Source organism: Citrobacter telavivensis (assembly GCF_041807075.1).
Taxonomy (GTDB): domain Bacteria; phylum Pseudomonadota; class Gammaproteobacteria; order Enterobacterales; family Enterobacteriaceae; genus Citrobacter_A; species Citrobacter_A telavivensis.
The window spans coordinates 58,261-83,805 of record NZ_JBGUBF010000004.1 but is presented as its reverse complement, the minus strand read 5'-3'; the positions used below and the strand labels follow the sequence as shown (position 1 = coordinate 83,805).

The following is a 25,545-nucleotide window of genomic DNA, read 5'->3' as shown; positions in this document are numbered from 1 at the left end:
ACTGCGATGAGTTTTTTAAAATCGAGCTTAATTATGCACCATGTTGTCTCAGCAACCACCAATCCCGCCAAAATTCAGGCAATTCTGCAGGCATTTAACGAGATCTTCGGTGAAGGATCCTGCCATATAGAGTCTGTTGACGTCGATAGTGGCGTACCGGAGCAACCCTTCGGAAGTTCTGAAACGCGTGCTGGCGCACGGAATCGGGTCGAAAATGCCCGTCGTGCGCGACCAGATGCCGACTTCTGGGTGGCTATCGAAGCGGGTATTGATGAAGACGCGACCTTCAGTTGGGTGGTTGTCGAGAATGCAACCCAACGCGGTGAAGCCCGTTCCGCGACGCTGCCGCTACCTGCAGTGATCCTTGAAAAAGTGCGCGAGGGTGAAGCGCTTGGCCCGGTGATGTCTCACTACACGGGCATTGATAAGATTGGTCGAAAAGAAGGCGCGATTGGCGTGTTTACCGCCGGGAAACTGACGCGTGCCAGCGTCTACCACCAGGCGGTGATTCTGGCACTTAGCCCGTTTCATAACGCGATTTATCAGTGAGATTGTAGGCCGGATAAGACGAAGTCGTCATCCGGCGATGGTGCAATTGCGAGCCTGATGGCGCTACGCTTATCAGGCCTACGAAAACGCTTTTCAGGCGTTTTTCAACAATACGACTTCAAGCCACTGACGCAGTTCGACAGGGGCAGATTTCAGGCTGTTAGAGCCGCGGGTGATGGTAGCAATCCCCGCGCCCAGTTCGTTTTTCAGCTCACGCTGGCTCATTTCGCCGCGTAATAACTCTTCGATAATGCGTACACGCGTCCCTAACGCTTCGCGCTCGTCCGGGGTCAGCATCAACTGCAACAGCGGTAAGTGCAGATCCTCTGCGTAAGACTGGCGGAGCAACTCCACAAAACGAAGCCACTCCTGATTGCGTTGTTCGGCTATCGCCGATGAATAAGGGGAATGCTGGGTCATGTTATGTCGCCCTGTTGTACTCATACACGAGTACAAATCATAACATAACCCATCGGATTAATAACGTCTCTGCCACTCAGAATCGCTCATCAGGGTGTCTTTCTGTCCCATGAAATAGCGATAGTAAGCATCGTAGGCCAGCACGTTCTTCACGTAGCCGCGCGTTTCCGAGAAGGGAATACTCTCGACAAACGCCACGGCATCAATCCGTCCCGCACTGTTGCCAAGCCAGGTACGCACACGCCCCGGTCCGGCGTTGTAGGCTGCAGAGGAGAAGATCCGGTTATTGCCGAACTGCTGGTAGACGTACTGCAGGTAACTGGTACCGATGTTGATATTCATTTCTGGATCCAGTAACTGGTTCTGGCTGCTGTAACCCGGAATAGAGAACATCTTCACCGTGTGCGTCGCCGTGCCGGGCATAATCTGCATCAGCCCACTGGCACCGACCGGAGATTTCACCTTCGGGTTCCAGGCACTCTCCTGACGCGCTATCGCCATCGCGTAGCTTTGCGGGATGTCTTTGCCGCGGGTATAGCGAGTAAAGATATCCTGATACGCCAGCGGGAAACGCTCCTCCAGATGATCCCAGAGTTTACCGGCGATCGTCGCCTGCACGCTCAGATCCCACCACTGATTGTTGAAGGCATAACGCGCCAGTTGCGCCTGTTCCGTCTTCGTGCGACTGGTGACCAGGTTCGCCCATTCGCTGCGGGCGGTGTTATCCAGATTCCAGTACATCAGTTCGCGAACACGAGCCATTTCCGGCCCCTGAGTCAGTGCGTTATCCACATTGCCCGGCGCTTTATCAATTTTCAGGACGTACTCTTCCCCCAGACGCTGCGCCGCCACCATCGGGTAGAAACCGCGCTGCTGCATCAGCGCATGCAGGATCTCTTTTGCTTCGTTTTCCCGTCCCCGCTCCAGCAGCAAATCGGCCTGCCAGTAGCGCCATTCGTCCTTCTCTTTCGCTTCCATCGGCAGACGCGCCAGCCAGGTGTTCAGACCACGACGATCGCCGGTCCCGAGCGCCATACGCACCCGACGCTCCACAAGCGTCGTGGATTGCGAGCGCATAATCGCATCATCGCGCCATTTCGCCTGCTCGTCGGTGACGTCGTTACCCATTAATCGCCAGGCGACGATATCGCGTAACTCCTGGGTTTGATCCTCATTCAGTTGCTGCGCCTGCACCAGTGACGGGATCATCAGACGCGCGTTTTCCGCATCCTGACGCGCGACGCTGGCAAAGGCCACGGCGGCCATCTGACGGGTAAAATCGGTAGCGCCGGTGGTGCGCGCAAAGTTCATGACGCTGTTCGGATCGTTCGCCAGTGAGATAATCGCTGACGCGATAGTCTGGTACTCCGCTGGCATCTGCCCGGCCAGTACCGTCACCAGTCCGGTATTTCCCGCTTTCATCGCCAGGCGGATGCGCTCCAGGTAAGAGAGCGGGTCCTGAGTACCGGAAGCGCGCCAGACGCTGAACAGTTTGTCACAGGCATTGGGCTGACTCTTACCGGTCAACCACAGCTCTTTCGCCCCCTGCCAGGCCTCTTCCGCTTGTCCGGTATTCCACTTCGCGTAGTAGTAATTGCACTGCGCCTCGGTGGTTCTCGGTTTCTGTGGACTAAACGCTAATAACCCGCGCCAGTCTTCACGCCGCGCCAGTTCATTCACAAAACGCGATTCCAGCGTGCGTGCTGGCGGCAGGGTCGGGTTGGCTCGGACAAAGTTGGTCACCGTGACAGTCGGTTGATTCATCAGATCATCGGTGATCTGCCGATATTCCAGGTAGGGATACAGAGGGTAATTCTTCAGGCCCGGCATCATCTGTTCCACGACATCCATCTGTCGGTTATCCCAGGCCTGCTTAATTTGTGCGTAACGGTTACGCTGTTCATCCAGTGAATCGGCTCGCGCAGCCTGACTTAGCGTCAGCAGGCACACACCGGCGGCAATAAGACGCCAGGTAAATCGTTGGGCTTTGTCCACAAGCTCTTCCTCTAAAAATGATACGTCGTTGCAGCCTCATGCCGCCTAATGATTTCATGCTAACCAGTCATTGGCATTTACGCCACGTCGAGGACACTTTTTTACTTTTACGGCGAGTGAGATCTGCTGGCTGGGATTGAGAGGGGAAAAAGGCTACACTTCGCCTTTGAAAACATCTATACCCTAAATAATTCGAGTTGCAGGACAAAGCCCAAAGGGCTTTGAACAGCGCAAGCGCTGGCCCCGGAGGGGCGAAGCCGAAGGCTGAGTCACGCGGCAAGGGAGTGACAAATTCGTCGGGAACGAATTTGACCAGCCGCAGGCTGGCCTTCGGTGAGAGACAGGATGTCTCTCATTAATCCCCCAGGAGCTTACATAAGTAAGTGACTGGGGTGAACGTGTGCAGCCAACGCGCATGCAACTTGAAGTATGACGGGTATATTCATCACGATAAATACAGAGGCGAGTCCAACGTGGCCCAATTCGTTTATACCATGCATCGTGTCGGCAAAGTCGTTCCGCCGAAACGTCATATTCTTAAAAACATCTCTCTGAGCTTCTTCCCAGGCGCAAAAATCGGCGTACTGGGCCTTAACGGTGCCGGTAAGTCCACCCTGCTGCGCATCATGGCGGGCATTGATACCGATATCGAAGGCGAAGCCCGCCCGCAGCCAGGCATCAAAATTGGTTACCTGCCACAGGAACCCAAGCTCAATCCTGAGCACACCGTTCGCGAATCTGTCGAAGAAGCGGTGGCGGAAGTGGTTAATGCGCTGAAAGGTCTGGATGAAGTTTACGCGAAGTACGCCGAGCCGGATGCCGACTTCGATAAACTGGCCGCGCAACAGGGCAAGTTTGAAGAGATCATTCAGGCGCACGACGGTCATAACCTGAACGTGCAACTGGAGCGCGCTGCCGACGCCCTGCGTCTGCCGGACTGGGACGCCAAAATCGCGACCCTCTCCGGGGGTGAACGTCGCCGTGTCGCACTGTGCCGTCTGCTGTTAGAAAAACCAGACATGCTGCTGCTCGACGAACCCACCAACCACCTGGATGCGGAATCCGTGGCCTGGCTGGAACGCTTCCTGCACGACTTCGAAGGGACCGTGGTGGCGATTACCCACGACCGTTACTTCCTCGACAACGTCGCAGGCTGGATCCTCGAACTTGACCGCGGCGAAGGGATTCCGTGGGAAGGCAACTACTCCTCGTGGCTGGAGCAGAAAGATCAGCGTCTGGCGCAGGAAGCGTCTCAGGAAGCGGCGCGTCGTAAATCTATCGAGAAAGAGCTGGAGTGGGTACGTCAGGGCGCGAAAGGCCGTCAGTCTAAGGGTAAAGCCCGTCTGGCACGCTTTGAAGAACTGAACAGCACCGAATACCAGAAGCGTAACGAAACCAACGAACTGTTTATTCCACCTGGACCGCGTCTGGGCGATAAAGTCGTTGAAGTCAGCCATCTGCGTAAATCCTACGGTGACCGCCTGCTGATTGACGATCTGAGCTTCTCCGTACCGAAAGGCGCGATTGTCGGTATCATCGGTCCGAACGGTGCGGGTAAATCGACGCTGTTCCGCATGATGTCCGGTCAGGAACAGCCTGACAGCGGCACTATCACGCTGGGTGAAACCGTCAAGCTGGCCTCTGTTGACCAGTTCCGTGACGCCATGGATAACAGCAAAACCGTGTGGGAAGAAGTGTCCGGCGGGCTGGATATCATGAAGATCGGCAACACCGAGATGCCAAGCCGCGCCTACGTTGGCCGCTTTAACTTTAAGGGTGTTGATCAGGGGAAACGCGTGGGCGAACTGTCCGGCGGCGAGCGTGGTCGTCTGCACCTGGCGAAACTGTTACAGGTTGGCGGCAACATGCTGCTGCTCGATGAACCGACCAACGACCTGGATATCGAAACCCTGCGCGCGCTGGAAAACGCCCTGCTGGAGTTCCCGGGTTGCGCGATGGTTATCTCGCACGACCGTTGGTTCCTCGACCGTATCGCCACCCACATTCTGGACTACCAGGATGAAGGCAAAGTGGAGTTCTTCGAAGGTAACTTCACCGAATACGAAGAGTATAAGAAACGCACGCTGGGCGCAGACGCGCTCGAGCCAAAGCGTATCAAGTACAAACGTATTGCGAAGTAATTGTTAGTCATACCGGATGGCGGCGAAAACGCCTTATCCGGCCTACAGGACGCGTATCTGTAGGCCGGATAAGCGCAGCGCCATCCGGCATTTTCGATTATTGCGCTTTAGCCGTTGCCGGTTGCTGGCCCGCCGCAGGTTCCAGTATTTGTAGGCCGGATAAGCACAGCGCCATCCGGCATTTTCGATTATTGCGCTTTAGCAGCCGTTGCCGGTTGCTGGCCCGCCGCAGGTTCCAGTTGGAACACCACATCGACCTGATCATCAAACTGAATCGCTGCCTGCTCGTAGGTTTCCTGAGCAGATACCGGTGCCGCATCCGCTTTCATCATCCGCACCACCGGACTTGGCTGATAGTTCGAGACATGATAACGCACGCTGTAAACCGGCCCCAGCTTGCTGTTAAAGCCTGCCGCCAGTTCTTGCGCCTGATGTATCGCATCATCAATCGCCGCTTTACGCGCTTTGTCTTTGTAAGCATCCGGTTGTGCCACGCCTAACGACACGGAACGAATTTCGTTCAGCCCCGCCTTCAACGCGCCGTCCAGCAGCGGGTTGAGTTTATCGAGCTGACGCAGCGTCACTTCGACAGTGCGCACCGCCCGATAGCCTTTCAGAATGCTTTTCCCGTTCTGGTAGTCGTAATCCGGCTGCGTGCGCAGGTTCGCCGAGCTGATGTCTTTTTTCGCGACCTGATTTTGCTCAAGGAAGGAAAGATATTGCGCAACGCGCTCATCTGCCTGTTTCTTCGCCGTCGCCGCGTCTTTCGCCGCCACATTAACCTCAATTGCCAGAGTGGCAATATCAGGTGCAGCATCCACGCTTGCCGTCCCGGAAGTCACGATGTGCGGTCCATCAGGCAATTCGCCTGCCTGTACCGACATTGCACTGAATCCCACTAATGCCGCCAGGGCCATCACTTTGAACTTCACTGTCGCTCCTCCATGTTACGTGAGTTGCCCAAATTTCAGGGCGCATGCAGGCAAGCTTAGCGTGAAATAGTGTGTTGTCCATCAGACAACGCTTAGTTGAACAAGGCGTGAACATGCGCAACGCCTTCTTTTGCCAGTTGAAACGCAATAAACCACATCACCAGACCGACCAGCGAATTGATGATCCGCTGCGCTTTTGCGGTGCGCAGTCGCGGCGCGAGCCACGCCGCCAACAGCGCCAGACCGAAGAACCACAGGAAAGAGGCGCTGACGGTGCCAAGCGCGAACCAGCGTTTCGGCTCCACGTCCAGTTGTCCGCCCAGACTGCCCAGCACCACGAAGGTATCGAGATAGACGTGTGGATTCAGCCATGTCACTGCCAGCATCGTGGCGATAATCTTCCAGCGCCCCTGCTTCATCACTTCCGCGCTGGCCAGTTCCAGATTGCTGCTCATCGCCGTCTTTAACGCACCAAAGCCGTACCACAGCAAAAATGCCACACCGCCCCATGTGACCAGCGCCAGCAGCCAGGGAGATTGCATCAGTAATGCGCTGCCACCAAAAATTCCGGCGCAAATCAGCAGCAGATCGCTGACGGCGCACAGCAGCGCAATCATGATGTGATACTGGCGGCGTATCCCCTGATTCATCACAAAAGCATTCTGTGGGCCGAGCGGAAGTATCATGGCTGCGCCGAGTGCAAGACCTTGAAAATAATACGATATCACGGTAATCATCCTGAACGTTGTCTCTATAGCGCAGACTATAACGCGGGATGATTATTAGCGGAAATAGATAATATTAATCGCAGATTAGAGAAATTAATGCTAAAGGAATTTTGCCGGATGGCGCGATGCTCATCCGGCACACCATTACTCTGCCGCGCCTTCTTTCACGCGTTTAAAATTGATGTCCATCTGCGGATACGGGAAGCGAATACCTGCGGCATCAAACTCACGCTTAATCCGTTCCAGCACGTCCCAGTACACGTTTTGCAGATCGCCACTGTTGCTCCAGACACGCACCACGAAGTTGAGCGATGACGCGCCCAGTTCATTCAGACGTACCGTCATTTCGCGATCTTTGAGAATGCGGTCTTCCGACTCGATAATCCCGGTGAGGATCTGTTTCACCTTATCGATGTCAGAGTCGTAGGCGACGCTGATAGTAAATTCATTACGGCGTACCGGCTCGCGGGAAAAGTTGATGATATTGCCGGCAATGATTTTACCGTTTGGGATCACGACAATTTTACCGTCCACGGTACGCATGGTAGTGGAGAAAATCTGCACATTCAGCACCGTCCCGGCGACACCGCCCAGATCAACATACTCACCGGCACGGAACGGACGGAACATGACCAGCAGAACCCCGGCAGCCAGGTTAGACAACGACCCCTGCAACGCCAGACCGACCGCTAAACCGGCGGCACCGAGAACAGCGATGACAGATGCCGTTTGCACGCCCACCCGACCCAGCGCGGCAATCAGCGTGAAGGCAATAATCCCGTAACGCACCAGCGCGGAGAGAAAGTCAGCCACGGTGGCATCAATATGACGCGCCACCATCAGACGGTTAACCGTATTCGACACCAGACGCGCCACAATCATCCCGACAATAACAATGGCAACTGCCGCCACGATGTTGACGGCATAGCTCAACAGCAATTCCTGGTTGCGGACCAGCCAGGTCCCCGCACCGTTGATGCTGTCGACAACATTCAAATCTTCCATTACATGTTCCTTGGTCATAACAAATCAGAGCAAATGAGATCAATCTCACGAAAACACCCCGTTAAAGGTAAACAATAATGGGTGAATAAGCCATTTTCGTTACGTTCCAATTCCGGATGACGCTATTTTTTCTGTTCTGCGGGACGATCCACCATCCGCAAAAATCCTCCTACCAGCGCATTTTTTTGTTTAAAAATGTCGGCAATTTCGCTGACCACTTTTCCACTGCCGGCATTCTTCCAGGCGATAGAGAGCGGTGACGGCTGGCGAGGATTCACTACCGAACGAGCCACCAGTGCGCCCGACTCAACGTAAGGACGGCACAGACGTTCCGGTAAAAAACCCACGCCCAGGCCGCTTAAGTGACAGGCCAGCTTGGTGCTGAGATCCGGAACCTTAATCTCCTTTTGTCCACTCAGCAGCCAGGCCACACGGCGGGTGAGCGTGCGCGAAGTATCTTCAATATTAATCGCGGGGTAGCGACGTAGCATGTCGTCCGATAACACCGTTGCCGGATGGCTGGCCAGCGGATGATTCTGCGCCACCACAAACTGCCAGCTAATATCCCCCAGCGGCAGCAACGAAATGTTGTTTGACAGTGATTCGGAACCGGTCACGCCAATCGCCAGCTGATAGTCGTCATACAACAGCGAATCCCACACGCCCATATAAACCTGGCGGGAGATTTGAAAGCGGGTGAAGGGAAATTGTTGATGCAGCCACGTCAGTAAATCAGCGGTCGTCTGCGGCTGATACAGCAAATTATTGATGACGATATTGACCTGACGCTCAACGCCCGCATTGATCTGCTGTAACTCATCCGGCATGGCGTCCAGCCAGTTGAGCCACTGGCGGCAATGTTCGAGCAGATGCTGACCGGCCAGGGTCAGGCTGACGGAGCGCGTAGTACGTAAAAAAAGCTGCGTCCCCACCTGTTCTTCCAGCGTTTTAATCCGATAACTTATCGCCGCGGGCGTTTTATGCAGCGAGCTGGCGGCACGGGAAAAACTCTCGGTCTCAGCCACCCGAATAAATGTGCGTATTGTTTCCTGATCGAGCATGCATTCCCCTTGAGTCAGCCATCTGTAACCAGTGTTGCGCCAACGCGATACCCAATACCGTGTCAGCGCCGGAAGTATGTCCTACCGCAAGCAGACGGCCAAGCGCACGGTCTGTATTACGTCCGGTTTGTAAACTGCGCATGACGCCCAACACGGGCGTCGAAAATTCGCCCAGCCTGGCGCTATTAAGATAGCTACAGCTTACCGACGTTGTCAGCAATGCCAGTTGATCAATCGAGGGTAAAAAAAGGTGAACCGGTATCCCTGCAGCAATAAAGACCGCCAGCATTCCTGTCAGCATATCATCACCGCTGGGCGTGAGTCCTGGGCCTCGCCCGATAAGCCAGCGCCAGTCCGGTTCCCCTCCGTGATGCCAGCATGCAAGAGCAGCCATGATTTCTGAATAAAATGGTATGCCATTAAGGGGTTGATTCAATGCCCCACACAGGCCACTTTGTTGCCCACAACGGGAGAGCCCGACAGGGGCGCTATCAGCAGGATTGAGTTGCAGTCTGAGCTGGCGCTGAGAGCGAAGGGTCACTCCCTGCCCGCTCAGCAGATTCCCGGTTTTGTACAGGTGCGAAACCGCAGTCAGGCGGGAAAACTGCGTATGACTCAACAGCATACCGGTTGGTCCCATGCCTTTACCGTAGCGGTATAACGTCAGTAACTCACCGTTTGCATGACTGAAATTGATCGCCTGCGAGAAGCGACTGTGCAGCGTCCATTCACCATCAGGAAGTCGATAAAGCCCGGCGCAGGCCAGAGCATTGAGTATGAGCATAGGTTGCTCCGAAATGCCGGATCGCGGCTTCAGCGTATCCGGCCCACGATTGACACAGATTCGTAGGCCCGGTAAGCGTTAGCGCCACCGGGCATTGCTGTTACGCCGTGATGTGATGCTCTTCCGCCAGCGCTTCCAGCGCTTTTTCAAAGCAGAGCAGCGGTGCGCGAACAGTACCCGCGCCAACCTGCCCAATCCCTGCTTCGCGGTGAGCGATACCGGTGTTGATAAGCGGCGTAATCCCCGTTTCCACAACGCGGCGGATATCCAGCCCCAGACACGCGCCTTTGAAATCCCAGGACGGGATCTGGAACAGCGGGTTGTTAGCGAGGTAGATTTCCGCCATCTCTTCGGAGGTTTCCAGCGCGGCGCCCATACCGCCCGCGCCAACGAAACGCGTCACGCCGGGGGCGGCAATCATTGCCGCGCCGCCGATGCCCAGCGTCTCGGTAATGGCGCTGTCACCGATATCCGGGTTGGCGTCAGCCTGGCTGTAGCCGGTAAAGAACAGGCCCTGCGGCGTATTCACGGGTGCAGTAAACCATCGGTCGCCGGTGCCGCTGACACGAATCCCGAACTCACGGCCGTTGCGCGTCATTGCTGTCACCACCGAACCGGCTTTAATCACTGCCGCCGCATCCATCACCGCTTTGCTGTAGGCCATCGCCAGATTCAGGAAGAACTGATCGGTCACGCTCAGGAATTGCAGCACCTCAATGATTTCAGCTTTCGGCCGGTCCAGACCCGCAATCACAGGGGACAGTGCACGCAGCAGCAGCGACGAGGCCGCGATATTACGCTGATGGAATTCGTCACCCATCGTAATCGCCTGGGCCATCATTGCCGTCAAATCAACGCCGTTCTCCATACGCGATAACGCCTCCTGCAACACCGGCGCCAGCGTATCGCGCATCCAGCGCAGACGTGTCTGCACATCTTCACCGTAGGCCCCGAAGCGCATGACCTTACCGATCCCTTCGTTCAGGTTGCAACAGGACTGATTGCCGTGCACTACGTCTCGCACCACCAGCACTGGCATGTTCGCAGAGGTGATTCCGCCCATCGGGCCGACGGCGCCAACGTGATGACAGGGAATAAATTCCACTTCACCCCGACTCAACAGCGCCACCGCTTCTTCCTCACTGGCGGCCCAGCCTTCGAACAGCGATGCGCCGATACACGCGCCGCGCATTGGCCCCGTCATCTCTTCCCAGGCAATCGGCGGACCGGCGTGCAGTAACTTACGTCCTGAGGACAATTCCACCACCGCCTCTTTCGCAGGACGGACGGCAACCCAGTGCGGGCGCGCGGCTTTAATGCGTTCAATAATGGCGTCGTTGGCCTGTGCAATTGATGAATACATATCGGTACCTCTGAATTAATGTAACTGCTTGAGTAAACTGGCGAGACGCGCATTGCCACCGGCAATCGGCGCCCACTGATAATGCACAACCGGCGTGCCGCTGCTTTGCAGATCCAGCGCGAAGCTGCGTAATCCAGCATTGATCACCTGTACGCCATCCAGCAAAGTGCCAGGTTCGGCTGATGGGCGGGCGTCCTGATGATGTGTCAGGCTGATGGCGAGCAACACGGCCTCCTCCAGGGTTTCCACCACGGCGATGCCCGCTTCGCGCAGGATGTCAATTTGTCCGCTGCGCCCCTGCGGGTCAGCATCGGTTCCGGTCATGGTGGCAATGGTTACCAGCGGCGCGCTCCGCGCCGCACGAACCTTTTCGACCGCCTCTACAACCGCGCCAGCCGGGTCGGCGCAGGCGCCATAGCCCAGCACCACATCCAGCAACAGCACGCCGACGTCCGGCATTGCGGCCAGCTTTTCGATTTCAATGCTGCGGGTGGTTGGGTCAATCATCGGGTGCGGTCGGCCCAGCGTGTAGCTGTCATCCCCCAGATCGACAATGCGGTGGCCTTGCGCGTCGAGCATGACGCCAGCATCGTGGCTTTCGCTAACCGGAACGCCAAGCCCGGATGAGAGCAGCATCGCCGCTTCTGCCGCGAGGGTGCCGCCGGCGTACAGACCGTAAATACCTTTTCCAGCCACCTCGGGTTGAATCAGGCGCTGCTGCGCCACGCGCATCAGTAAGACGGCCAGTTGGGCGGCATCCGAGAGCGAATCCGCCAGCCAGACGTTCCCCTCACGACGCTGTTCCGGTTTATTGCCGAGAAAGAGCGCTACCACCGGTTTACCGACGTTCTGCATCGCGTTGATAATGCGCGTTCTGACCTGCGGCGACGGCGGTTTGGAGACAAACGCAATCACTCGAGTCGCATCATCGGCAGCCAGCATCTCCAGCGCCGTTAGCGCACTGATCCCCCCCACTTCCGCGCTCAGATCGCGCCCACCCAAACCGATGGCATGGCTGATCCCCTGTTGGTGCAGTGCAATCTGCGAAGTGATCTCCTGAATACCAGTCCCGGACGCCCCTATCACGCCAATTCCACCTTCTGGTAACACGTTAGCGAATGCCAGTGGGCTACCGGCAATCATCGCCGTCCCGCAGTCCGGCCCCATCACGATAAGCCCCTTTTCGCGCGCCAGCGTTTTCAGCGCCACTTCCTGCGCCAGCGGTACGTTATCGGAGAACATCATCACGTTCTTACCCGCCAACAACCCCTCTTTAGCCACGGAGGCTGCATACTCCCCGGCAACCGAAACCAGCAGCAAATTGGCCTGCGGTAGTTTTTGGCAGGCGCTCTCCCAGCGACGCGCCTTCAGCAGTTGCTGTGAACTGCCCGAGGCGCTGGCAAACGCACTCAACTCTTTTTCCAGCTGTTCGCGAATTAATTCGAGAATCTCGGGTTGCTCGTCATGCGTTCGTACCGCCACACAAATATCGTTCGGCGTGGCCTCGGCAAAATCGGCATGCCAGAAGCCTGTGGAATCCAGCATCGCTTTATTCGCAGGCGTTCCCATCATGACGGAAACCTGGTCGACTTCCGGTCGCTCACTTAATTTACGGGAAATGATCATCAGGCTGACGGAGTCCTGAAAGCTTCCCTTTTTAATAAAGGCGTAAATCATTACCGCTACCTCTTATGTACGTTTTTCTTTCAAAAACAGCATGGCAACCAATCCGACAACTAACAGAATGGCTGACACATAAAAACTGGATGCCAGGCTGCCCGTTATATCGCGCGCCGCACCGGCAATAATCGGAGCAAGAATGGAGGAACTCATGCCGATAAAATTAAATAAGCCAAACGCGGTGCTGTAATTATTTTCATCGACGCTATCGGCAACCAGTGCAACCAGCACGGGATCTAACGCCAGTTTGCCGACAAGGCCGTAAACACACAGGGCGACAATCACGCCGGTCATATTTGGCATCCAGACAATGGACAGCATGCTGAGGATCGCCACCGGCACGAGGAACATAATTAACGGTTTACGCTTACCTAATTTGTCAGACAGGCTGGAGAATAACAGCGCGCCGGGTATTGAAATCCAGGCCACCAGCGAAGAGATAAACCCGGTTTCGCTACCGGCAATACCGCGCTCATTTTGCAGATAATAGGGAAGCCAGGTCAGAATAACGAAGAAACCAAACAGGCTACAGAACACCATAATATAGGTCAGAACGAGGTTGCGGTTTTTCAGGAGATCGCTGAATTTCCCTTTTTTTAACGGCTGACCATCGGTATCTACGGTGCGTTTCTTTTCTTTCACAAACAGCCAGATCGCTACCCCCACCAGCACCGAAGGGATCGCCATCACGTAGAACGGCATCCGCCATGAATGCCCCTGATCGTACACCAGCCAGCTTGAGGTCATCAGCCCCAGCGCGATACCAAAAGCCATGCCGCTATTGATAATTGCACTGCCCAGCGAGCGATACTTTTTAGGGATTTGCTCAGAAGAAAGGCCGTACTGAGGACCGTAATAGGTCCCTTCTCCCGCACCGGTTACCACGCGGGCAAACAGCAACGTGTACCAGCTTTTTGCCCAACCGGTCACTGCGGTGAAAACGCCAAAGAGAATAAACCCTGGCACCAGCACTTTTTTCTTACCGATTTTGTCACCCAGTATTCCGGCCGGAACCTGTAATAACGCATAAGAAAAATAAAATACAGAATTAAGAATGCCTAATTGTGTTCCACTTAAGCCAAACTCTTTCTCCAGTTCGCCCATCACCGGGTTCAATACCGTCCGGTCGGCATACATAAAAATCCATCCCAACCAGAACAGGAAAATGGTAACCCACCAGGCCGGTATTCCTTTTTTCTTCGTGACCTCAGTCACTTCACATGATTCAGACATAAGTAATCTCCCGGTAATATTTACCGTTGAACACCTCAGGTTATCTGACGATTGATGAGGCTTGATGTTTTAACTATACCCACCATATCGGGCCGTGAGGTCATTTCGTTTGAGCAAAGTCACACAAAATCCATTGTTATAAATTCCTGGGAACTGACCGCAGCATTATTAAAAAAAGTCTAACAATCATTTTTTAAATATTTTAAACAAAGTAATTAAAAACAATCCGAATTAACGCGTTATTTTTATCAGTCAATAAGCTGTCGAATAAGTCACATTATAAAAAGCCAGGAACGTTATTTTGACCACGAGATATTTTGCACATTGAGGTCATAATGAAAAAGAAACTGGTCATTGCGCTGGGCGGTAATGCGTTATTACAGCGCGGAGAAGTATTGAGCGCGGAAAACCAACAGCGCAGCATTCAGGTTTTTGCACAAATGGTGACAATGCTGGCCCGCGATTACCAACTGGTGATTGTGCATGGCAATGGGCCTCAGGTGGGATTGCTGGCGTTACAGAACGCAGCATACACGGAAGCGCCCGCCTGGCCGCTGGATATTCTGGTGGCCGAAAGCCAGGGAATGATTGGCGTCGCTATCGCCCAGGCGCTGACACAAAACGCAGGGGCCGCGCCGGTGACAACCCTGATGACACGTGTGGAAGTGGATCCACAGGATGAGGCATTTTGCGCACCGGGCAAGTACATCGGGCCGGTGTATCAACCCGATCAGCAGGCTGAACTGGAACAACGTTATGGCTGGACAATGAAGGCTGACGGGCAGTACATCCGTCGGGTCGTTCCCTCACCGATCCCGCAAGCTATCCTCGACAGCGATGCCATCCAGATGTTGATGGAAGCGGGACATACGGTGATTTGCTGTGGTGGCGGCGGTGTTCCGGTGGTGGCTCAGGGCGACGGCTACCAGGGAACCGAAGCGGTGATCGATAAAGATCTGACAGCGGCAGTGCTGGCCAATGCCATCAACGCCGATCACCTGCTGATCCTGACCGATGCCGATGCCGTTTATGAACACTGGGGAACGCCGCAGGCGCGCGCATTGCGACATGTCACGACAGAAGAGCTGGCGCCGTTTGCTGCACCAGACGGTGCGATGGGTCCAAAGGCGGCGGCAGTTATCCAGTTTGTTAAGCAAACCGGAAGCTCGGCGTTTATTGGCGCCCTGAGAGATGCGCCGCAGATATTAATGGGCGAGAAAGGCACCTGCGTGACACAGTAAACGCCCTGCCGTTTGTCATTGCCGGATGGCGACGCTCAAGCGTCTTATCCGGCCTACAACATCCTCCGGCAACAAAGCAAAAAAAAGGCTTCCCGAAGGAAGCCATTTTTACAATCAGCTGACTACATTACAGAACGTCGATCGCATTCAGTTCTTTGAAAGCCTGTTCCAGACGGGTGATCATCGTTGCCTGACCAGCACGCAGCCATACGCGCGGATCGTAGTATTTCTTGTTCGGCTGATCTTCACCTTTCGGGTTGCCCAACTGACCCTGCAGATACGCTTCGTTCGCTTTGTAGTAGTTCAGAACACCTTCCCAGGTCGCCCATTGGGTATCGGTATCAATGTTCATTTTCACTACGCCGTAGCTTACGGAGTCTTTGATTTCCTGAGCGGTAGAACCTGAACCACCGTGGAAGACGAAGTTCAGGCTGTTGTGCGGCAGGTTGTGTTTCTTAGAAACATAGTCCTGAGAGTCGCGCAGGATGGTCGGGGTCAGAACCACGTTACCCGGCTTGTAAACGCCGTGTACGTTACCGAAGGAAGCCGCGATGGTGAAACGCGGGCTGATTTTGCTCAGCTCGGTGTACGCGTAATCAACGTCTTCCGGCTGGGTGTACAGAGCAGAAGCGTCCATGTGGCTGTTATCCACACCATCTTCTTCACCACCGGTGCAACCCAGTTCGATTTCCAGGGTCATGCCCATTTTGGACATGCGCGCCAGGTATTTGGAGCAGATTTCAATGTTCTCTTCCAGTGACTCTTCAGACAGGTCGATCATGTGAGAAGAGAACAGTGGTTTACCGGTTGCCGCGAAGTGTTTTTCACCCGCGTCCAGCAGACCGTCGATCCACGGCAGCAGTTTCTTCGCGCAGTGGTCAGTGTGCAGGATAACCGGAACACCGTAGTGCTCAGCCATCTGATGTACGTGGTGCGCACCAGAGATAGCGCCCAGGATTGCCGCACCCTGAGGAACGTCAGTTTTCACGCCTTTACCCGCGATGAACGCAGCGCCACCGTTGGAGAACTGTACGATGACCGGTGCTTTAACTTTTGCAGCGGTTTCCAGAACGGCGTTGATAGAGTCGGTACCCACGCAGTTAACGGCTGGCAGAGCGAAGTTGTTTTCTTTTGCTACCTGGAAAACTTTCTGTACGTCATCACCGGTGATAACGCCAGGTTTTACGAAATCAAAAATTTTAGACATGTTACGAGTCCTGTATCTTCGGCCTTGGAAAGGGGTGCGTGCTACTAAAGCGCGCTGAAAATTGGGCAGGTTTCCCTGCCCATGAATGTCTTACTTCTTAGCGCGCTCTTCGAGCATCGCTACTGCAGGCAGAACTTTACCTTCCACGAATTCGAGGAATGCGCCGCCGCCAGTGGAGATGTAGGAGATTTTGTCAGCAATACCGAACAGGTCGATAGCAGCCAGAGTGTCGCCGCCGCCTGCGATAGAGAATGCGTCGCTGTCTGCAATCGCGTTAGCCACGATTTCAGTCCCTTTACGGAAGTTCGGGAATTCAAACACGCCAACCGGACCGTTCCACAGAATGGTTTTTGCATTCTTCAGAATTTCAGCAAGTTGGTGTGCAGAAGCGTCGCCGATATCCAGGATCTGCTCGTCTTCTTTTACGTCGTTGACGGATTTCAGCGTGGCTGCAGCGCTTTCAGAGAACTCGGTCGCGACGCGAACGTCAGTCGGAACCGGGATATCGCAAGTGGTCAGCAGACGTTTGGCTTCATCAACCAGATCGGCTTCGTACAGGGATTTGCCCACATTGTGGCCCTGAGCGGCAACGAAGGTGTTCGCGATGCCGCCGCCAACGATCAGCTGGTCAGCGATTTTAGACAGGGAGTCCAGAACGGTCAGCTTGGTAGATACTTTAGAACCACCCACGATAGCAACCATCGGACGAGCCGGCTCTTTCAGCGCTTTACCCAGCGCGTCAAGTTCGGCTGCCAGCAGCGGACCGGCACACGCGACGTCAGCAAATTTGCCGATACCGTGAGTGGAAGCCTGCGCACGGTGAGCCGTACCAAAGGCGTCCATCACGAACACGTCGCACAGCGCGGCGTATTTTTTGGACAGCGCTTCGTCGTCTTTCTTCTCGCCTTTGTTAAAGCGAACGTTTTCCAGAACCACCAGTTCACCGGCAGCCACTTCAACGCCGTCGAGGTAATCTTTTACCAGGCGAACCGGATTAGACAGTTTGTCTTTCAGGTAATTAACAACCGGCAGCAGAGAGAATTCTTCGTTGTACTCGCCTTCGGTAGGACGACCCAGGTGGGAAGTTACCATGACTTTAGCACCCTGTTTCAGGGCCAGTTCAATGGTCGGCAGAGAAGCACGGATACGCGCATCGCTGGTCACTTTCCCTTCTTTAACTGGTACGTTCAGATCCGCACGGATAAAAACACGTTTACCAGCAAGATCCAAATCGGTCATCTTGATTACAGACATGGTGAATCCTCTCGTTGATTCTTGATAAAGTTTTGCAGGCGCCTTCGCGCCCTACCTGAAACCTTTTGCAGCCATCGCTAACGTGGTGTCGAGCATTCTGTTAGCGAAGCCCCATTCATTGTCACACCAGACCAGTGTCTTAATAAGGTGCGCGCCACTGACCCGCGTTTGCGTACCATCAACAATGGCGCTATGCGGGTCATGATTAAAATCGACTGAGACCAACGGTAATTCCGTATAGTCAACTATATCATGAAATGCACCTTGTGCCGCTTTTTGCAGCAACTGGTTGACTTCATTAGCTTTTACTGGCTTCATCACCGTCACGCTTAAGTCGATTGCCGTGACGTTTATCGTCGGTACCCGCACCGCTATCGCTTCGAAACGATCGTTAAACTGCGGGAAAATACGCGTGATGCCAGCCGCCAGTTTGGTATCCACCGGAATGATCGACTGACTCGCCGCGCGCGTACGGCGCAGGTCAGGATGGTATGCATCAATAACCTGCTGATCGTGCATCGCGGAGTGAATAGTCGTCACCGTACCGGATTCGATGCCATAGGCATCATCCAATAATTTGATAATGGGAATAATACAATTCGTGGTGCAGGAAGCATTGGAGACGATGCGGTGTTCCGCGCGGAGTTGATCCTGATTGACGCCAAATACCACGGTGGCGTCGAGATCGTTACTGCCAGGATGTGAAAAGAGCACTTTCTTCGCGCCTGCGGCGATATGCGCCTCGCCGTGTTCACGGTTTCCGTAGACGCCCGTACAGTCCAGCACGATATCAACGCCCAGTTCGCGCCAGGGCAGCGCCTCAAGCGAGGACTCATGCAGAATGCGAATCGCGTCGTCGCCCACCATGAGCTGCTCGCGTTCCTGGCGAACGTCCCATGCAAAACGCCCATGGCTGGTGTCATATTTCAACAAATGCGCCATGCCAGAGGCATCCGCCAGTTCATTGATTGCCACCACGGTGATTTCCGCCCGACGTCCGGATTCATATAAAGCACGAACCACATTACGTCCGATGCGACCGAAGCCATTAATCGCTACGCGTACGGTCATAGATCTCCTGCAAGGCTATCCCGAATCAGATGTGGCTGACAGAGTAATCCAGCGCATCGTTCAGGGAAACCTTACCTGTCGCAAACTGCGACTGATTGATTATTTGTCGAACATTTAATCGACTGAAACGCTTCAGCTAGAATAAGCGAAACGGGGAATAAAAGGAATGATTGTCCAGTCGAAGAAGACAGTTATCTGACCTACATCACATTTCAGGACTCACTGTCGCGGAATTTATTCCAGAATCGCGAATAAGCGTAGCAAGATCTTTTCGTTGCCGTGTCGAAAATCCTGATTTATATCAGAGAGCACATTCGTCAGCGTCTATATGATCGGCGTTACGTCCGAGTCTCGGAGACCCGCAAATGATGACCACACCGATTCCCCCTTCATCAGAAGCGCGTTTTTACGCCCTTCGCCTGCAACCCGGCCAGGAAATCTTTTCCCAACTTCATGAATTTATTCAGCAACACTCGCTGCGCGCTGGCTGGATCGCCGGGTGCACTGGCAGCCTGACGAATGTCGCTCTGCGCTATGCCGGACAAGAAGCAACCACATGGCTGACGGGAACATGGGAGGTCATTGCGCTGAATGGCACGCTGGAGTTGACCGGCGAGCATCTGCATCTGAGCGTCTCGGATCCGCAAGGCGCGATGCTTGGAGGGCACATGATGCCAGGTTGTACCGTGCGTACAACGCTTGAACTGGTGATTGGCGAACTCACAGGACTGGCGTTTAGCCGTCAACCATGCCCCCTTTCCGGTTATGACGAACTGCATATCTCACCCCGTGTTTTAACGACTCAATAAGAGGTTACTTATGGCGCGTCGCCCGTTTTCCAGCCAGTCTTTAGTGCTCATTGTCATTGCCATCGCGATTAATATGGTTGGCGGTCAGCTTATTAGCATGCTTAAACTCCCCATTTTTCTCGACTCTATTGGCACGTTGATCAGCGCCGTTCTGCTTGGCCCGGTCATCGGCATGTTGACTGGCCTGCTGACTAATTTACTTTGGGGGCTGTTAACCGACCCGATCGCCGCGGCCTTTGCGCCTGTGGCGATGGTCATCGGCCTCGTCGCCGGGTGGCTGGCGCGGGCCGGTTGGTTTCGCACGTTGCCAAAAGTGGTCGTCAGCGGCGTGGTCATTACCCTGGCCGTCACGCTGGTCGCGGTGCCAATACGCACCACACTCTTTGGTGGCGTAACCGGCAGCGGTGCCGATTTATTTGTCGCCTGGATGCACTCTGTTGGTCAGAATCTGGTGGAGTCTGTAGCGATTACCGTTCTGGGCGCAAATTTAGTCGATAAAATTCTGACCGCTATTATCGTCTGGACCCTTTTGCGCCAGCTGCCGTTACGTACAACACGCCACTTCCCAACAATGTCAGCCGTGCGTTAAATGCACCCGTTCACCTCGTTGACATTGTGGGCGCTGGCTGCCTGCTCCACCTTGCTTCTTCCCGCGCAGACCGTTCTGCCGGTATACAGCGCAGCCACCTTTCTCAGTCTGTTGGTGTGGAAGTCGACACGGCGACGGGCAAAATACGTGGCCTGGCTAATGTGCTCTTTGGGGGTGGGACTGTGGCTGGTACATGGTGGCTGGCTGACGGAGTGGATCAGCGGTCGTCCCCGGGATCCGCAGCGCTGGGCAGACGCCGTTACGCTGTGGCTGCGCATTATGGCCATTGTTTCGACGTCTCAACTCTGGATGCAGTACGTGCCGGTTCAACGCGTTATTCGGGCGCTGTTCGCATCACGTCTGCCTCCGGGCATCGCTTATCTGCTCGCCGGTCCGTTGCTGGTCGTTGAACAACTCAAACGGCAACTGGCGATTATTTATGAGGCGCAGCGGGCTCGCGGCGTCCCGCTGGATGAAGCGTGGCATCAGCGCTTACGCGCAATGCCTGCCCTGATCGTTCCCCTCACTCATAATGCACTCAACGATTTGGCCGTACGCGGCGCGGCGCTGGATATGCGGGGATTTCGCCTGCATCGCACGCGAACGACGCTGTGGGCGCCGAAAGACAGCACCTTCCAGCGCCTGGCACGTTACGGCATGTTGGTATTGATACTGGCAGAAACAGGAGTCTGGATATGGTTACGCTAGAACAGTTTCGCTATCTTCCTGTCCATGCCACGCGCCCACCGTCATGCTTTACGTTCCACCATTCAGCGCCCGGAATGGTGGCAATATTAGGAGATAACGGCAGCGGGAAAAGCACGCTGGCACAGCTTATGGCCGGCTGGTATCCGGACTTCCTGCCTGGCGAAATTCAGGGCAAAGGAACGCTACTGGGTAATCCTGTCGGTAAATTGCCGCTGGTGGAGCAGGCTTCCACCATCCAGTTGGTGCAACAATCGCCTTATCTGCAGCTTTCAGGTTGTACTTTCAGCGTTGAAGAAGAAGTTGCTTTTGGCCCGGAAAATCTCTGTCTGGACGAGGCGGAGATTATGCGCCGGATTGATGATGCGCTGGCCCTGACAGCGTGTGAGCCGCTGCGCCATCGCCATCCCGGGACGCTCTCCGGTGGAGAAACTCAGCGCGTAGTGATTGCCAGCGCGCTCGCGATGATGCCGACATTACTCATACTGGATGAAGCGTTCAGCCGCCTGACATTGCAGGCCACCGATATGCTACTGGCGCGGTTGCAACAATGGGCGCTGGCGCAACATTCTCTTATCGTGCTTTTCGAACGTCATCATTTTCCCTTTCTTACTCGCTGCCAACGGGCATGGCAACTGCGTGACGGAGCGCTAATACCATTATGCTGACGTTAAATCAGATGACTTATCGCTGGCCGAATGCAACCGATGACTGCTTGCGTGACATTTCGCTGGAACTCAGAGAAGGGGAATGGCTGGCGTTAACGGGCGATAATGGCGCCGGGAAATCCACACTCCTGCGAATTATGGCCGGATTGCTTTCCCCCTGTTCCGGCGAGGTCATCTTTCAGCAAACGCCCCTTGCGCAGCTCAAAAACCGTCAGCGCGCCCGACACTTTGGGGTCCTGTTTCAGGAAGCGGAAAATCAGATCTTTCACAGTCACGTTGCCGATGAAGTGGCTTTTGGTTTAACGCTACAGCAATTGCCAGCCGACGACGTTAACCGCCGCACTCAGGCCGCGTTACGGCTGTGCCATCTACAGGACGTTGCCGACGCGCATCCGCTGGATCTCCATACCGCGCAACGACGCATGGTTGCCGTCGCCAGTCTGGAAGCGATGGCTCCGACCGTTTTGCTACTTGATGAACCCAGCCGGGATTTCGACCACCACTGGCAAGCCGTGTTTGAAAACTGGCTTGCCGTCTGCCGCGAACGAGGAACCTGCGTTGTCGCCATAAGCCATGACGCTGCTTTTATCCAACGTCATTTCTCGCGGGTTGTTCGACTTCATCATAAAACGCTCACGCAATCCGATACGCTCCTGACGCCGTCATCTCCAGAGTAAGATCGGCTGACCGACTGTTCTCCAGTACCCGATGAACATTCGGCCCATCCGTACGCAGATAAAACGCTTCGGCATCGGCTGGCGATAATCCTCCAGCCAGTTTACGCCCCACCAGCCGTGCATGCAGGGCTTCCGCTGGCGCGCGAATGAACAGAGAAAAATCGCAGAACGCCGCCAGCGCCCGCCATCTTTCGTCATCCCGTAGCAGCCAGTTGCCTTCCACAATGACAATCGGCGCGCTCACCACAATCGCGTCTTCGACCGGATCGTGCTTTTGCCGGTCATACTGTGGCCAGGTCCCTTCGCCTTCTCTAATCTGGCGCAGATTCTGCGCCAGTTTATCAACGTCAAACGTCTCTGGCGCCCCTTTGTAAGCACGCAGGTTGTAGGCATTCAGCCAGTCGTTGTAATGATGAAAACCATCCATCGGCAGCGTCTGGATCTCCGGCAGAGAGGGATCCTGACGAGAGAGAGATTCCCAGAACGTGGTCAGTGTGGATTTCCCGGTACCAGGCGGCGCACTCAGAAAAACAATCGTGCGTTGTCTGGCATTCATGGAATGGACGTTTGCCAGTCGTCGTAATAACGGTTTATGAACGTTCTCTATTTCATCATCATGATAATGGGCTTCAACCCGCAACCCGTTGACCATCAGTCCGATTTTCACGGTGTTAATTCCTTCAAAATTGTCGTCACCGCCAGCGTCATTGCCGTCTTGACCATTCCGGTAAAACGCACCTCAGACCACGCCGCAAAGTCGGCAAATTTCATCGACTCCAGCGCGCTATATAAGGTCGTATTTCGGGTGATACTGTTGACGTTGCTGATAAAATCCCAGGTGATATCATCGGCAAATTGCGGGCTCTCATCCCGTTCGCTGACATACTGATAAAACTGAGAAAAATGCGTAATGTCGGCATAAAGCCATTTGTCCATTTTTCCCAGCGCGTAAATCAGGCGTAGCGCAACGTCAATATCATCAAGCGGCCCACTCTGGGCAAGTAACGGCTTTACGGCATATTCCACAATCTCTTCATCGTTATCGACAAATAGCGACGGCAGAAAGCGCTTAATGCCCTGTAGCAAAATGTTATGTGCCGTCGTCATAAACGAAAGTAAGTCATGTTGAGCATCCAGTTGCTCCAGCACATCGTCTTCTGTCAGCGTCGTCATTCGTTTCTCGATAAATCACCATGAATGCAGAGAGTCTATTATATTACACGTTCGATCCGCGCCACCGATCAGTAAAGTTTGCGTGCGCACCCCTTTCGCGACCTGCTGGATCCCATTCACAAGATCGCCGCCGGTCACTCCGGTCGCGCTAAAGAGGACGTTGTTTCCCGCCACCAGCTCATCAAGCGTATAGACCCGATTGACCTCGACGCCCATTTCCGCGCATCGCTGGCGCTCCTGGGCGGCAATCAGACGATGCGCTGCGCTGTCGCCTTTCGCTTCACAAAAATCGATCAGCTCGGCCTGCATATCGCCCCCCAACGCTTTCACCGCGCAGGCAGAAATCACGCCTTCTGGCGCACCGCCAATGGTATACATCAGGTCATAGGGATTATCCTGCAGACAGGCCAGAACGCTGGCCGCCACATCGCCATCAGGCAGGGCAAAGACTTTCACCCCCAACTGCGTGGCGTCGGCAATCGCTGGCTGAAGTCGCGGTTTATCAAGCGTAGCCATGCGCAGTCGCTCCAGGGGTTTGCCCAGCGCTTTCGCCACATGACGCAGATTGTCCGCCAGTGGCCATGCCAGATTAATCACCCCTTTCGCCTGTCGGTTAACAACCAGTTTTTTCATGTACATATCAGGGGCATGTAACAAACTTCCCCGCGGCGCAAACGCCATGACCGCCAGCGCATTGCTCTGTCCCATCGCGACCATTCGGGTACCTTCAATGGGATCGACGGCGATATCAACCTCCGGTCCGCTGCCGCTGCCGACCTCTTCGCCAATCCACAACATGGGGGCGTTATCGATCTCGCCCTCGCCAATGACAATGCGCCCGCGAATGGCAATATCATTCAGGGCCGAGCGCATCGCGCTAACCGCCAGGCCATCGATTTTGTTCTTATCACCACAGCCGGTTTGCGGCCAGGCAGCCAGCGCTGCCTGCTCCGTGATGCGAAATAGCGGCCATGCCAGAGACTTCATGCCGCCTCCCCGATATCCACGCCAAACTGCGCCAGCAGGTATCTTTCCGCCTTCTCGTTCCAGATACCGTGCGTCTGTGCCACTAACCGCGCCAGTTCCCGGAACAACAGATCGGTTTTGCCTTTCTCGGCGAAATCAGCAATGGCCGTCAGCGGCATCGTCACACCGTTATAGATAAGCTTCTTGCCGCCCGGAATATCCGGTAAGTTCAGCACGGTATCTGGCACCGCATCGAGACCGCCAATATGGGTCACCATAAACGACGGCTGAAGCTGGCCCGTTGCGCTCAGTGCAATCACCTCTTTCATATCATCAGTAGAACCGCCGGAGGTTCCGACCACATGTGTACTGTTGTAATGCACGTTGTAAAAATTAAAGGGCACTTTAAAGCGACTCTCCGTCGGACCGGCGAAGAAGTTCAGGCAACCGTCTTCTGCCAGAATATCGTCAGCCATCTCCACGACGGCCGGCACGGCGGCATAGACAAAAACGTCATCAAACCCGACTCCGCCCGTTAATTCACGCAGTTGTGTCGCAGGGTCAGCCATAGCCGACGAATTCACATAGATGAGTTCAATTCCCTTGCTCGCGGCCCGTTCGACCGGGAGCAGTTTTTTAGCCTGCTCCAGACGCGTTTCATCGATATCCACGACCACCACGCGCGACGGTTTGAGCCCACCGTTAATGGCATAATCAATCGCCCCAATCCCCATTGGCCCGGCGCAGGCTAAAAGAGCAATATTGCCGCCGGGCTTAATTCCCATTCGATGCTCATAAACATAAGGCGTTGTATGATAATTCGCCTTATAGGCACCAATAATGCAGCACATCGGTTCCGCCAGCGACGCGGCCGCAAAATAAGAACCGTGGTACGGCAATACGCAACCCAGATTTACCGCGACCTCAGGAATAATCATATACGTGGCATTACCACCGAAATATTCGTAGCTGTATCCCGCAGAATAACCGCTCGGCAATCCCATTGCGGGTTGTAAAACAAAGCGCTGCCCTTTCTTATATTTCCCGGTCAGTTTTTTTCCGACATCGACAATGATTCCGGCACATTCATGACCGGTAATCACCGGGTGATTTTCCAGGTCATCAGGAACTCGCTTATGTTCACTGCCTAATGTCGCGGCCTTCCAGGTGGATAAACATACGCTGTCAGAAATCACGCTGACTAACAGTTCATTTTCCGTAATTTCAGGTAATTCAAACTCACGGATACGGACATCCTGTTTGCCATATATTGCAGCAACTTTCGTTTTCATAT

Annotated in this window: 25 protein-coding genes; 8 read left to right on the top strand and 17 right to left on the bottom strand. The window is 54.6% G+C overall.

The genetic code is table 11. The annotated features are described in order from the left end of the window. Positions 1–33: 33 nt before the first annotated feature. Entirely contained in the window at positions 34–549 is a 516-nt protein-coding gene (gene yjjX / locus ACERJC_RS17575) for an inosine/xanthosine triphosphatase (RefSeq protein WP_152405955.1), read from the top strand. Positions 550–642: 93 nt separating this feature from the next. Here the strand turns inward: yjjX and trpR are convergent, their stop codons facing one another. Both trpR and sltY read right to left on the bottom strand, forming a co-directional pair. Further along, positions 643–969 carry a trp operon repressor gene (gene trpR / locus ACERJC_RS17570; RefSeq protein ID WP_152405956.1) on the bottom strand — a complete coding sequence of 109 codons (327 nt, stop codon included), beginning with the start codon at positions 967–969 and terminating at the stop codon, positions 643–645. A gap of 57 nt (positions 970–1,026) precedes the next feature. Further along, positions 1,027–2,964, bottom strand: a complete 1,938-nt coding sequence (gene sltY, locus ACERJC_RS17565; protein ID WP_373672161.1) for a murein transglycosylase — start codon at positions 2,962–2,964, stop codon at positions 1,027–1,029. A gap of 473 nt (positions 2,965–3,437) precedes the next feature. On the opposite strand from sltY, the gene ettA reads away from it, so the two are divergent. Further along, on the top strand, positions 3,438–5,105 hold the full coding sequence (ettA, locus tag ACERJC_RS17560; RefSeq protein ID WP_152405958.1) for an energy-dependent translational throttle protein EttA: 1,668 nt from the start codon (positions 3,438–3,440) through the stop codon (positions 5,103–5,105). A 188-nt stretch (positions 5,106–5,293) separates the two neighbouring features. On the opposite strand, the gene ACERJC_RS17555 is transcribed toward ettA, so the two are convergent. The 8 genes from ACERJC_RS17555 to ACERJC_RS17520 all read right to left on the bottom strand — a co-directional run bounded on the left by ACERJC_RS17555 (position 5,294) and on the right by ACERJC_RS17520 (position 13,891). After that, positions 5,294–6,037, bottom strand: a complete 744-nt coding sequence (locus ACERJC_RS17555) for an oxidative stress defense protein (protein ID WP_286631546.1) — start codon at positions 6,035–6,037, stop codon at positions 5,294–5,296. Positions 6,038–6,129: 92 nt separating this feature from the next. After that, positions 6,130–6,765: an arginine exporter ArgO gene (gene argO / locus ACERJC_RS17550; protein ID WP_152405960.1), complete on the bottom strand. Its 636-nt coding sequence runs from the start codon at positions 6,763–6,765 to the stop codon at positions 6,130–6,132. A 144-nt stretch (positions 6,766–6,909) separates the two neighbouring features. After that, positions 6,910–7,770 (bottom strand): small-conductance mechanosensitive channel MscS, encoded by an 861-nt coding sequence (locus ACERJC_RS17545; protein ID WP_286631547.1) that lies wholly within the window; start codon positions 7,768–7,770, stop codon positions 6,910–6,912. A 122-nt stretch (positions 7,771–7,892) separates the two neighbouring features. Next, positions 7,893–8,831, bottom strand: coding sequence for an HTH-type transcriptional activator AllS (gene allS / locus ACERJC_RS17540; RefSeq protein WP_152405962.1), 939 nt, complete (start codon positions 8,829–8,831; stop codon positions 7,893–7,895). Then, on the bottom strand, positions 8,788–9,615 hold the full coding sequence (locus tag ACERJC_RS17535) for an oxamate carbamoyltransferase subunit AllH family protein (protein WP_373672160.1): 828 nt from the start codon (positions 9,613–9,615) through the stop codon (positions 8,788–8,790). The genes allS and ACERJC_RS17535 overlap by 44 nt, the downstream gene beginning before the upstream one ends. Positions 9,616–9,715: 100 nt before the next feature. Continuing rightward, complete coding sequence (locus tag ACERJC_RS17530; protein ID WP_178823602.1) at positions 9,716–10,978, bottom strand: YlbE family protein; 1,263 nt, start codon at positions 10,976–10,978, stop codon at positions 9,716–9,718. A gap of 15 nt (positions 10,979–10,993) precedes the next feature. Further along, positions 10,994–12,655 (bottom strand): acyl-CoA synthetase FdrA, encoded by a 1,662-nt coding sequence (locus ACERJC_RS17525; protein ID WP_373672159.1) that lies wholly within the window; start codon positions 12,653–12,655, stop codon positions 10,994–10,996. 12 nt (positions 12,656–12,667) lie between these two features. After that, complete coding sequence (locus ACERJC_RS17520) at positions 12,668–13,891, bottom strand: MFS transporter (protein WP_152405966.1); 1,224 nt, start codon at positions 13,889–13,891, stop codon at positions 12,668–12,670. A 335-nt stretch (positions 13,892–14,226) separates the two neighbouring features. Here ACERJC_RS17520 and ACERJC_RS17515 point away from each other — a divergent pair, with 335 nt between their 5' ends. Continuing rightward, on the top strand, positions 14,227–15,132 hold the full coding sequence (locus tag ACERJC_RS17515) for a carbamate kinase (protein WP_152405967.1): 906 nt from the start codon (positions 14,227–14,229) through the stop codon (positions 15,130–15,132). Positions 15,133–15,259: 127 nt separating this feature from the next. Here ACERJC_RS17515 and fbaA read toward each other — a convergent pair whose 3' ends face one another. The 3 genes from fbaA to epd form a co-directional block, all read right to left on the bottom strand. Further along, positions 15,260–16,339 (bottom strand): class II fructose-bisphosphate aldolase, encoded by a 1,080-nt coding sequence (gene fbaA / locus ACERJC_RS17510; RefSeq protein ID WP_152405968.1) that lies wholly within the window; start codon positions 16,337–16,339, stop codon positions 15,260–15,262. A gap of 90 nt (positions 16,340–16,429) precedes the next feature. Further along, the gene (gene pgk, locus ACERJC_RS17505) at positions 16,430–17,593 is read right to left on the bottom strand and encodes a phosphoglycerate kinase (RefSeq protein WP_152405969.1); all 1,164 of its coding nucleotides are present in this window, start codon (positions 17,591–17,593) and stop codon (positions 16,430–16,432) included. A gap of 51 nt (positions 17,594–17,644) precedes the next feature. After that, complete coding sequence (gene epd / locus ACERJC_RS17500; RefSeq protein ID WP_286631552.1) at positions 17,645–18,664, bottom strand: erythrose-4-phosphate dehydrogenase; 1,020 nt, start codon at positions 18,662–18,664, stop codon at positions 17,645–17,647. Between the two features lie 365 nt (positions 18,665–19,029). Between epd and ACERJC_RS17495 the strand changes: the two genes are divergently transcribed. Genes ACERJC_RS17495 through ACERJC_RS17475 form a run of 5 tightly spaced genes read left to right on the top strand, consistent with a single transcriptional unit; the run spans position 19,030 to position 22,112 of the window. Further along, complete coding sequence (locus ACERJC_RS17495) at positions 19,030–19,473, top strand: PPC domain-containing DNA-binding protein (protein WP_286631553.1); 444 nt, start codon at positions 19,030–19,032, stop codon at positions 19,471–19,473. Positions 19,474–19,483: 10 nt separating this feature from the next. Beyond that, the gene (locus ACERJC_RS17490) at positions 19,484–20,062 is read left to right on the top strand and encodes an ECF transporter S component (protein ID WP_152405972.1); all 579 of its coding nucleotides are present in this window, start codon (positions 19,484–19,486) and stop codon (positions 20,060–20,062) included. Further along, positions 20,063–20,770 carry an energy-coupling factor transporter transmembrane component T family protein gene (locus ACERJC_RS17485; RefSeq protein WP_286631554.1) on the top strand — a complete coding sequence of 236 codons (708 nt, stop codon included), beginning with the start codon at positions 20,063–20,065 and terminating at the stop codon, positions 20,768–20,770. Further along, a complete protein-coding gene (locus ACERJC_RS17480; RefSeq protein ID WP_373672158.1) occupies positions 20,758–21,435 on the top strand; it encodes an energy-coupling factor ABC transporter ATP-binding protein in 678 nt (225 codons plus the stop codon). The genes ACERJC_RS17485 and ACERJC_RS17480 overlap by 13 nt, the downstream gene beginning before the upstream one ends. Further along, positions 21,429–22,112, top strand: coding sequence for an ABC transporter ATP-binding protein (locus tag ACERJC_RS17475; RefSeq protein WP_373672157.1), 684 nt, complete (start codon positions 21,429–21,431; stop codon positions 22,110–22,112). Before ACERJC_RS17480 ends, ACERJC_RS17475 begins: the two co-directional genes overlap by 7 nt. On the opposite strand, the gene ACERJC_RS17470 is transcribed toward ACERJC_RS17475, so the two are convergent. The 4 genes from ACERJC_RS17470 to ACERJC_RS17455 are packed head-to-tail and all read right to left on the bottom strand — an operon-like array spanning position 22,069 to position 25,543. Next, positions 22,069–22,779 carry a nucleoside/nucleotide kinase family protein gene (locus ACERJC_RS17470; RefSeq protein WP_373672156.1) on the bottom strand — a complete coding sequence of 237 codons (711 nt, stop codon included), beginning with the start codon at positions 22,777–22,779 and terminating at the stop codon, positions 22,069–22,071. The genes ACERJC_RS17475 and ACERJC_RS17470 overlap by 44 nt on opposite strands. Beyond that, positions 22,776–23,285 carry an MltR family transcriptional regulator gene (locus ACERJC_RS17465; RefSeq protein ID WP_152405977.1) on the bottom strand — a complete coding sequence of 170 codons (510 nt, stop codon included), beginning with the start codon at positions 23,283–23,285 and terminating at the stop codon, positions 22,776–22,778. Before ACERJC_RS17465 ends, ACERJC_RS17470 begins: the two co-directional genes overlap by 4 nt. 15 nt (positions 23,286–23,300) lie before the next feature. Beyond that, on the bottom strand, positions 23,301–24,272 hold the full coding sequence (gene glpX, locus ACERJC_RS17460; protein ID WP_373672155.1) for a class II fructose-bisphosphatase: 972 nt from the start codon (positions 24,270–24,272) through the stop codon (positions 23,301–23,303). Beyond that, positions 24,269–25,543, bottom strand: coding sequence for a zinc-binding dehydrogenase (locus ACERJC_RS17455; RefSeq protein ID WP_373672154.1), 1,275 nt, complete (start codon positions 25,541–25,543; stop codon positions 24,269–24,271). Before ACERJC_RS17455 ends, glpX begins: the two co-directional genes overlap by 4 nt. Positions 25,544–25,545: the final 2 nt, after the last annotated feature.

Coding starts and splice junctions, on each gene's coding strand:
- trpR (WP_152405956.1), bottom strand. CDS start 969: ATGACCCAGCATTCCCCTTATTCATCGGCGATAGCCGAACAACGCAAT.
- ACERJC_RS17495 (WP_286631553.1), top strand. CDS start 19,030: ATGATGACCACACCGATTCCCCCTTCATCAGAAGCGCGTTTTTACGCC.
- ACERJC_RS17545 (WP_286631547.1), bottom strand. CDS start 7,770: ATGGAAGATTTGAATGTTGTCGACAGCATCAACGGTGCGGGGACCTGG.
- ACERJC_RS17535 (WP_373672160.1), bottom strand. CDS start 9,615: ATGCTCATACTCAATGCTCTGGCCTGCGCCGGGCTTTATCGACTTCCT.
- ACERJC_RS17515 (WP_152405967.1), top strand. CDS start 14,227: ATGAAAAAGAAACTGGTCATTGCGCTGGGCGGTAATGCGTTATTACAG.
- fbaA (WP_152405968.1), bottom strand. CDS start 16,339: ATGTCTAAAATTTTTGATTTCGTAAAACCTGGCGTTATCACCGGTGAT.
- allS (WP_152405962.1), bottom strand. CDS start 8,831: ATGCTCGATCAGGAAACAATACGCACATTTATTCGGGTGGCTGAGACC.
- ACERJC_RS17455 (WP_373672154.1), bottom strand. CDS start 25,543: ATGAAAACGAAAGTTGCTGCAATATATGGCAAACAGGATGTCCGTATC.
- ACERJC_RS17520 (WP_152405966.1), bottom strand. CDS start 13,891: ATGTCTGAATCATGTGAAGTGACTGAGGTCACGAAGAAAAAAGGAATA.
- ACERJC_RS17525 (WP_373672159.1), bottom strand. CDS start 12,655: ATGATTTACGCCTTTATTAAAAAGGGAAGCTTTCAGGACTCCGTCAGC.
- ACERJC_RS17485 (WP_286631554.1), top strand. CDS start 20,063: ATGCACCCGTTCACCTCGTTGACATTGTGGGCGCTGGCTGCCTGCTCC.
- ACERJC_RS17530 (WP_178823602.1), bottom strand. CDS start 10,978: ATGTATTCATCAATTGCACAGGCCAACGACGCCATTATTGAACGCATT.
- pgk (WP_152405969.1), bottom strand. CDS start 17,593: ATGTCTGTAATCAAGATGACCGATTTGGATCTTGCTGGTAAACGTGTT.
- glpX (WP_373672155.1), bottom strand. CDS start 24,272: ATGAAGTCTCTGGCATGGCCGCTATTTCGCATCACGGAGCAGGCAGCG.
- ACERJC_RS17480 (WP_373672158.1), top strand. CDS start 20,758: ATGGTTACGCTAGAACAGTTTCGCTATCTTCCTGTCCATGCCACGCGC.
- ACERJC_RS17475 (WP_373672157.1), top strand. CDS start 21,429: ATGCTGACGTTAAATCAGATGACTTATCGCTGGCCGAATGCAACCGAT.
- ACERJC_RS17465 (WP_152405977.1), bottom strand. CDS start 23,285: ATGACGACGCTGACAGAAGACGATGTGCTGGAGCAACTGGATGCTCAA.
- yjjX (WP_152405955.1), top strand. CDS start 34: ATGCACCATGTTGTCTCAGCAACCACCAATCCCGCCAAAATTCAGGCA.
- epd (WP_286631552.1), bottom strand. CDS start 18,664: ATGACCGTACGCGTAGCGATTAATGGCTTCGGTCGCATCGGACGTAAT.
- ACERJC_RS17490 (WP_152405972.1), top strand. CDS start 19,484: ATGGCGCGTCGCCCGTTTTCCAGCCAGTCTTTAGTGCTCATTGTCATT.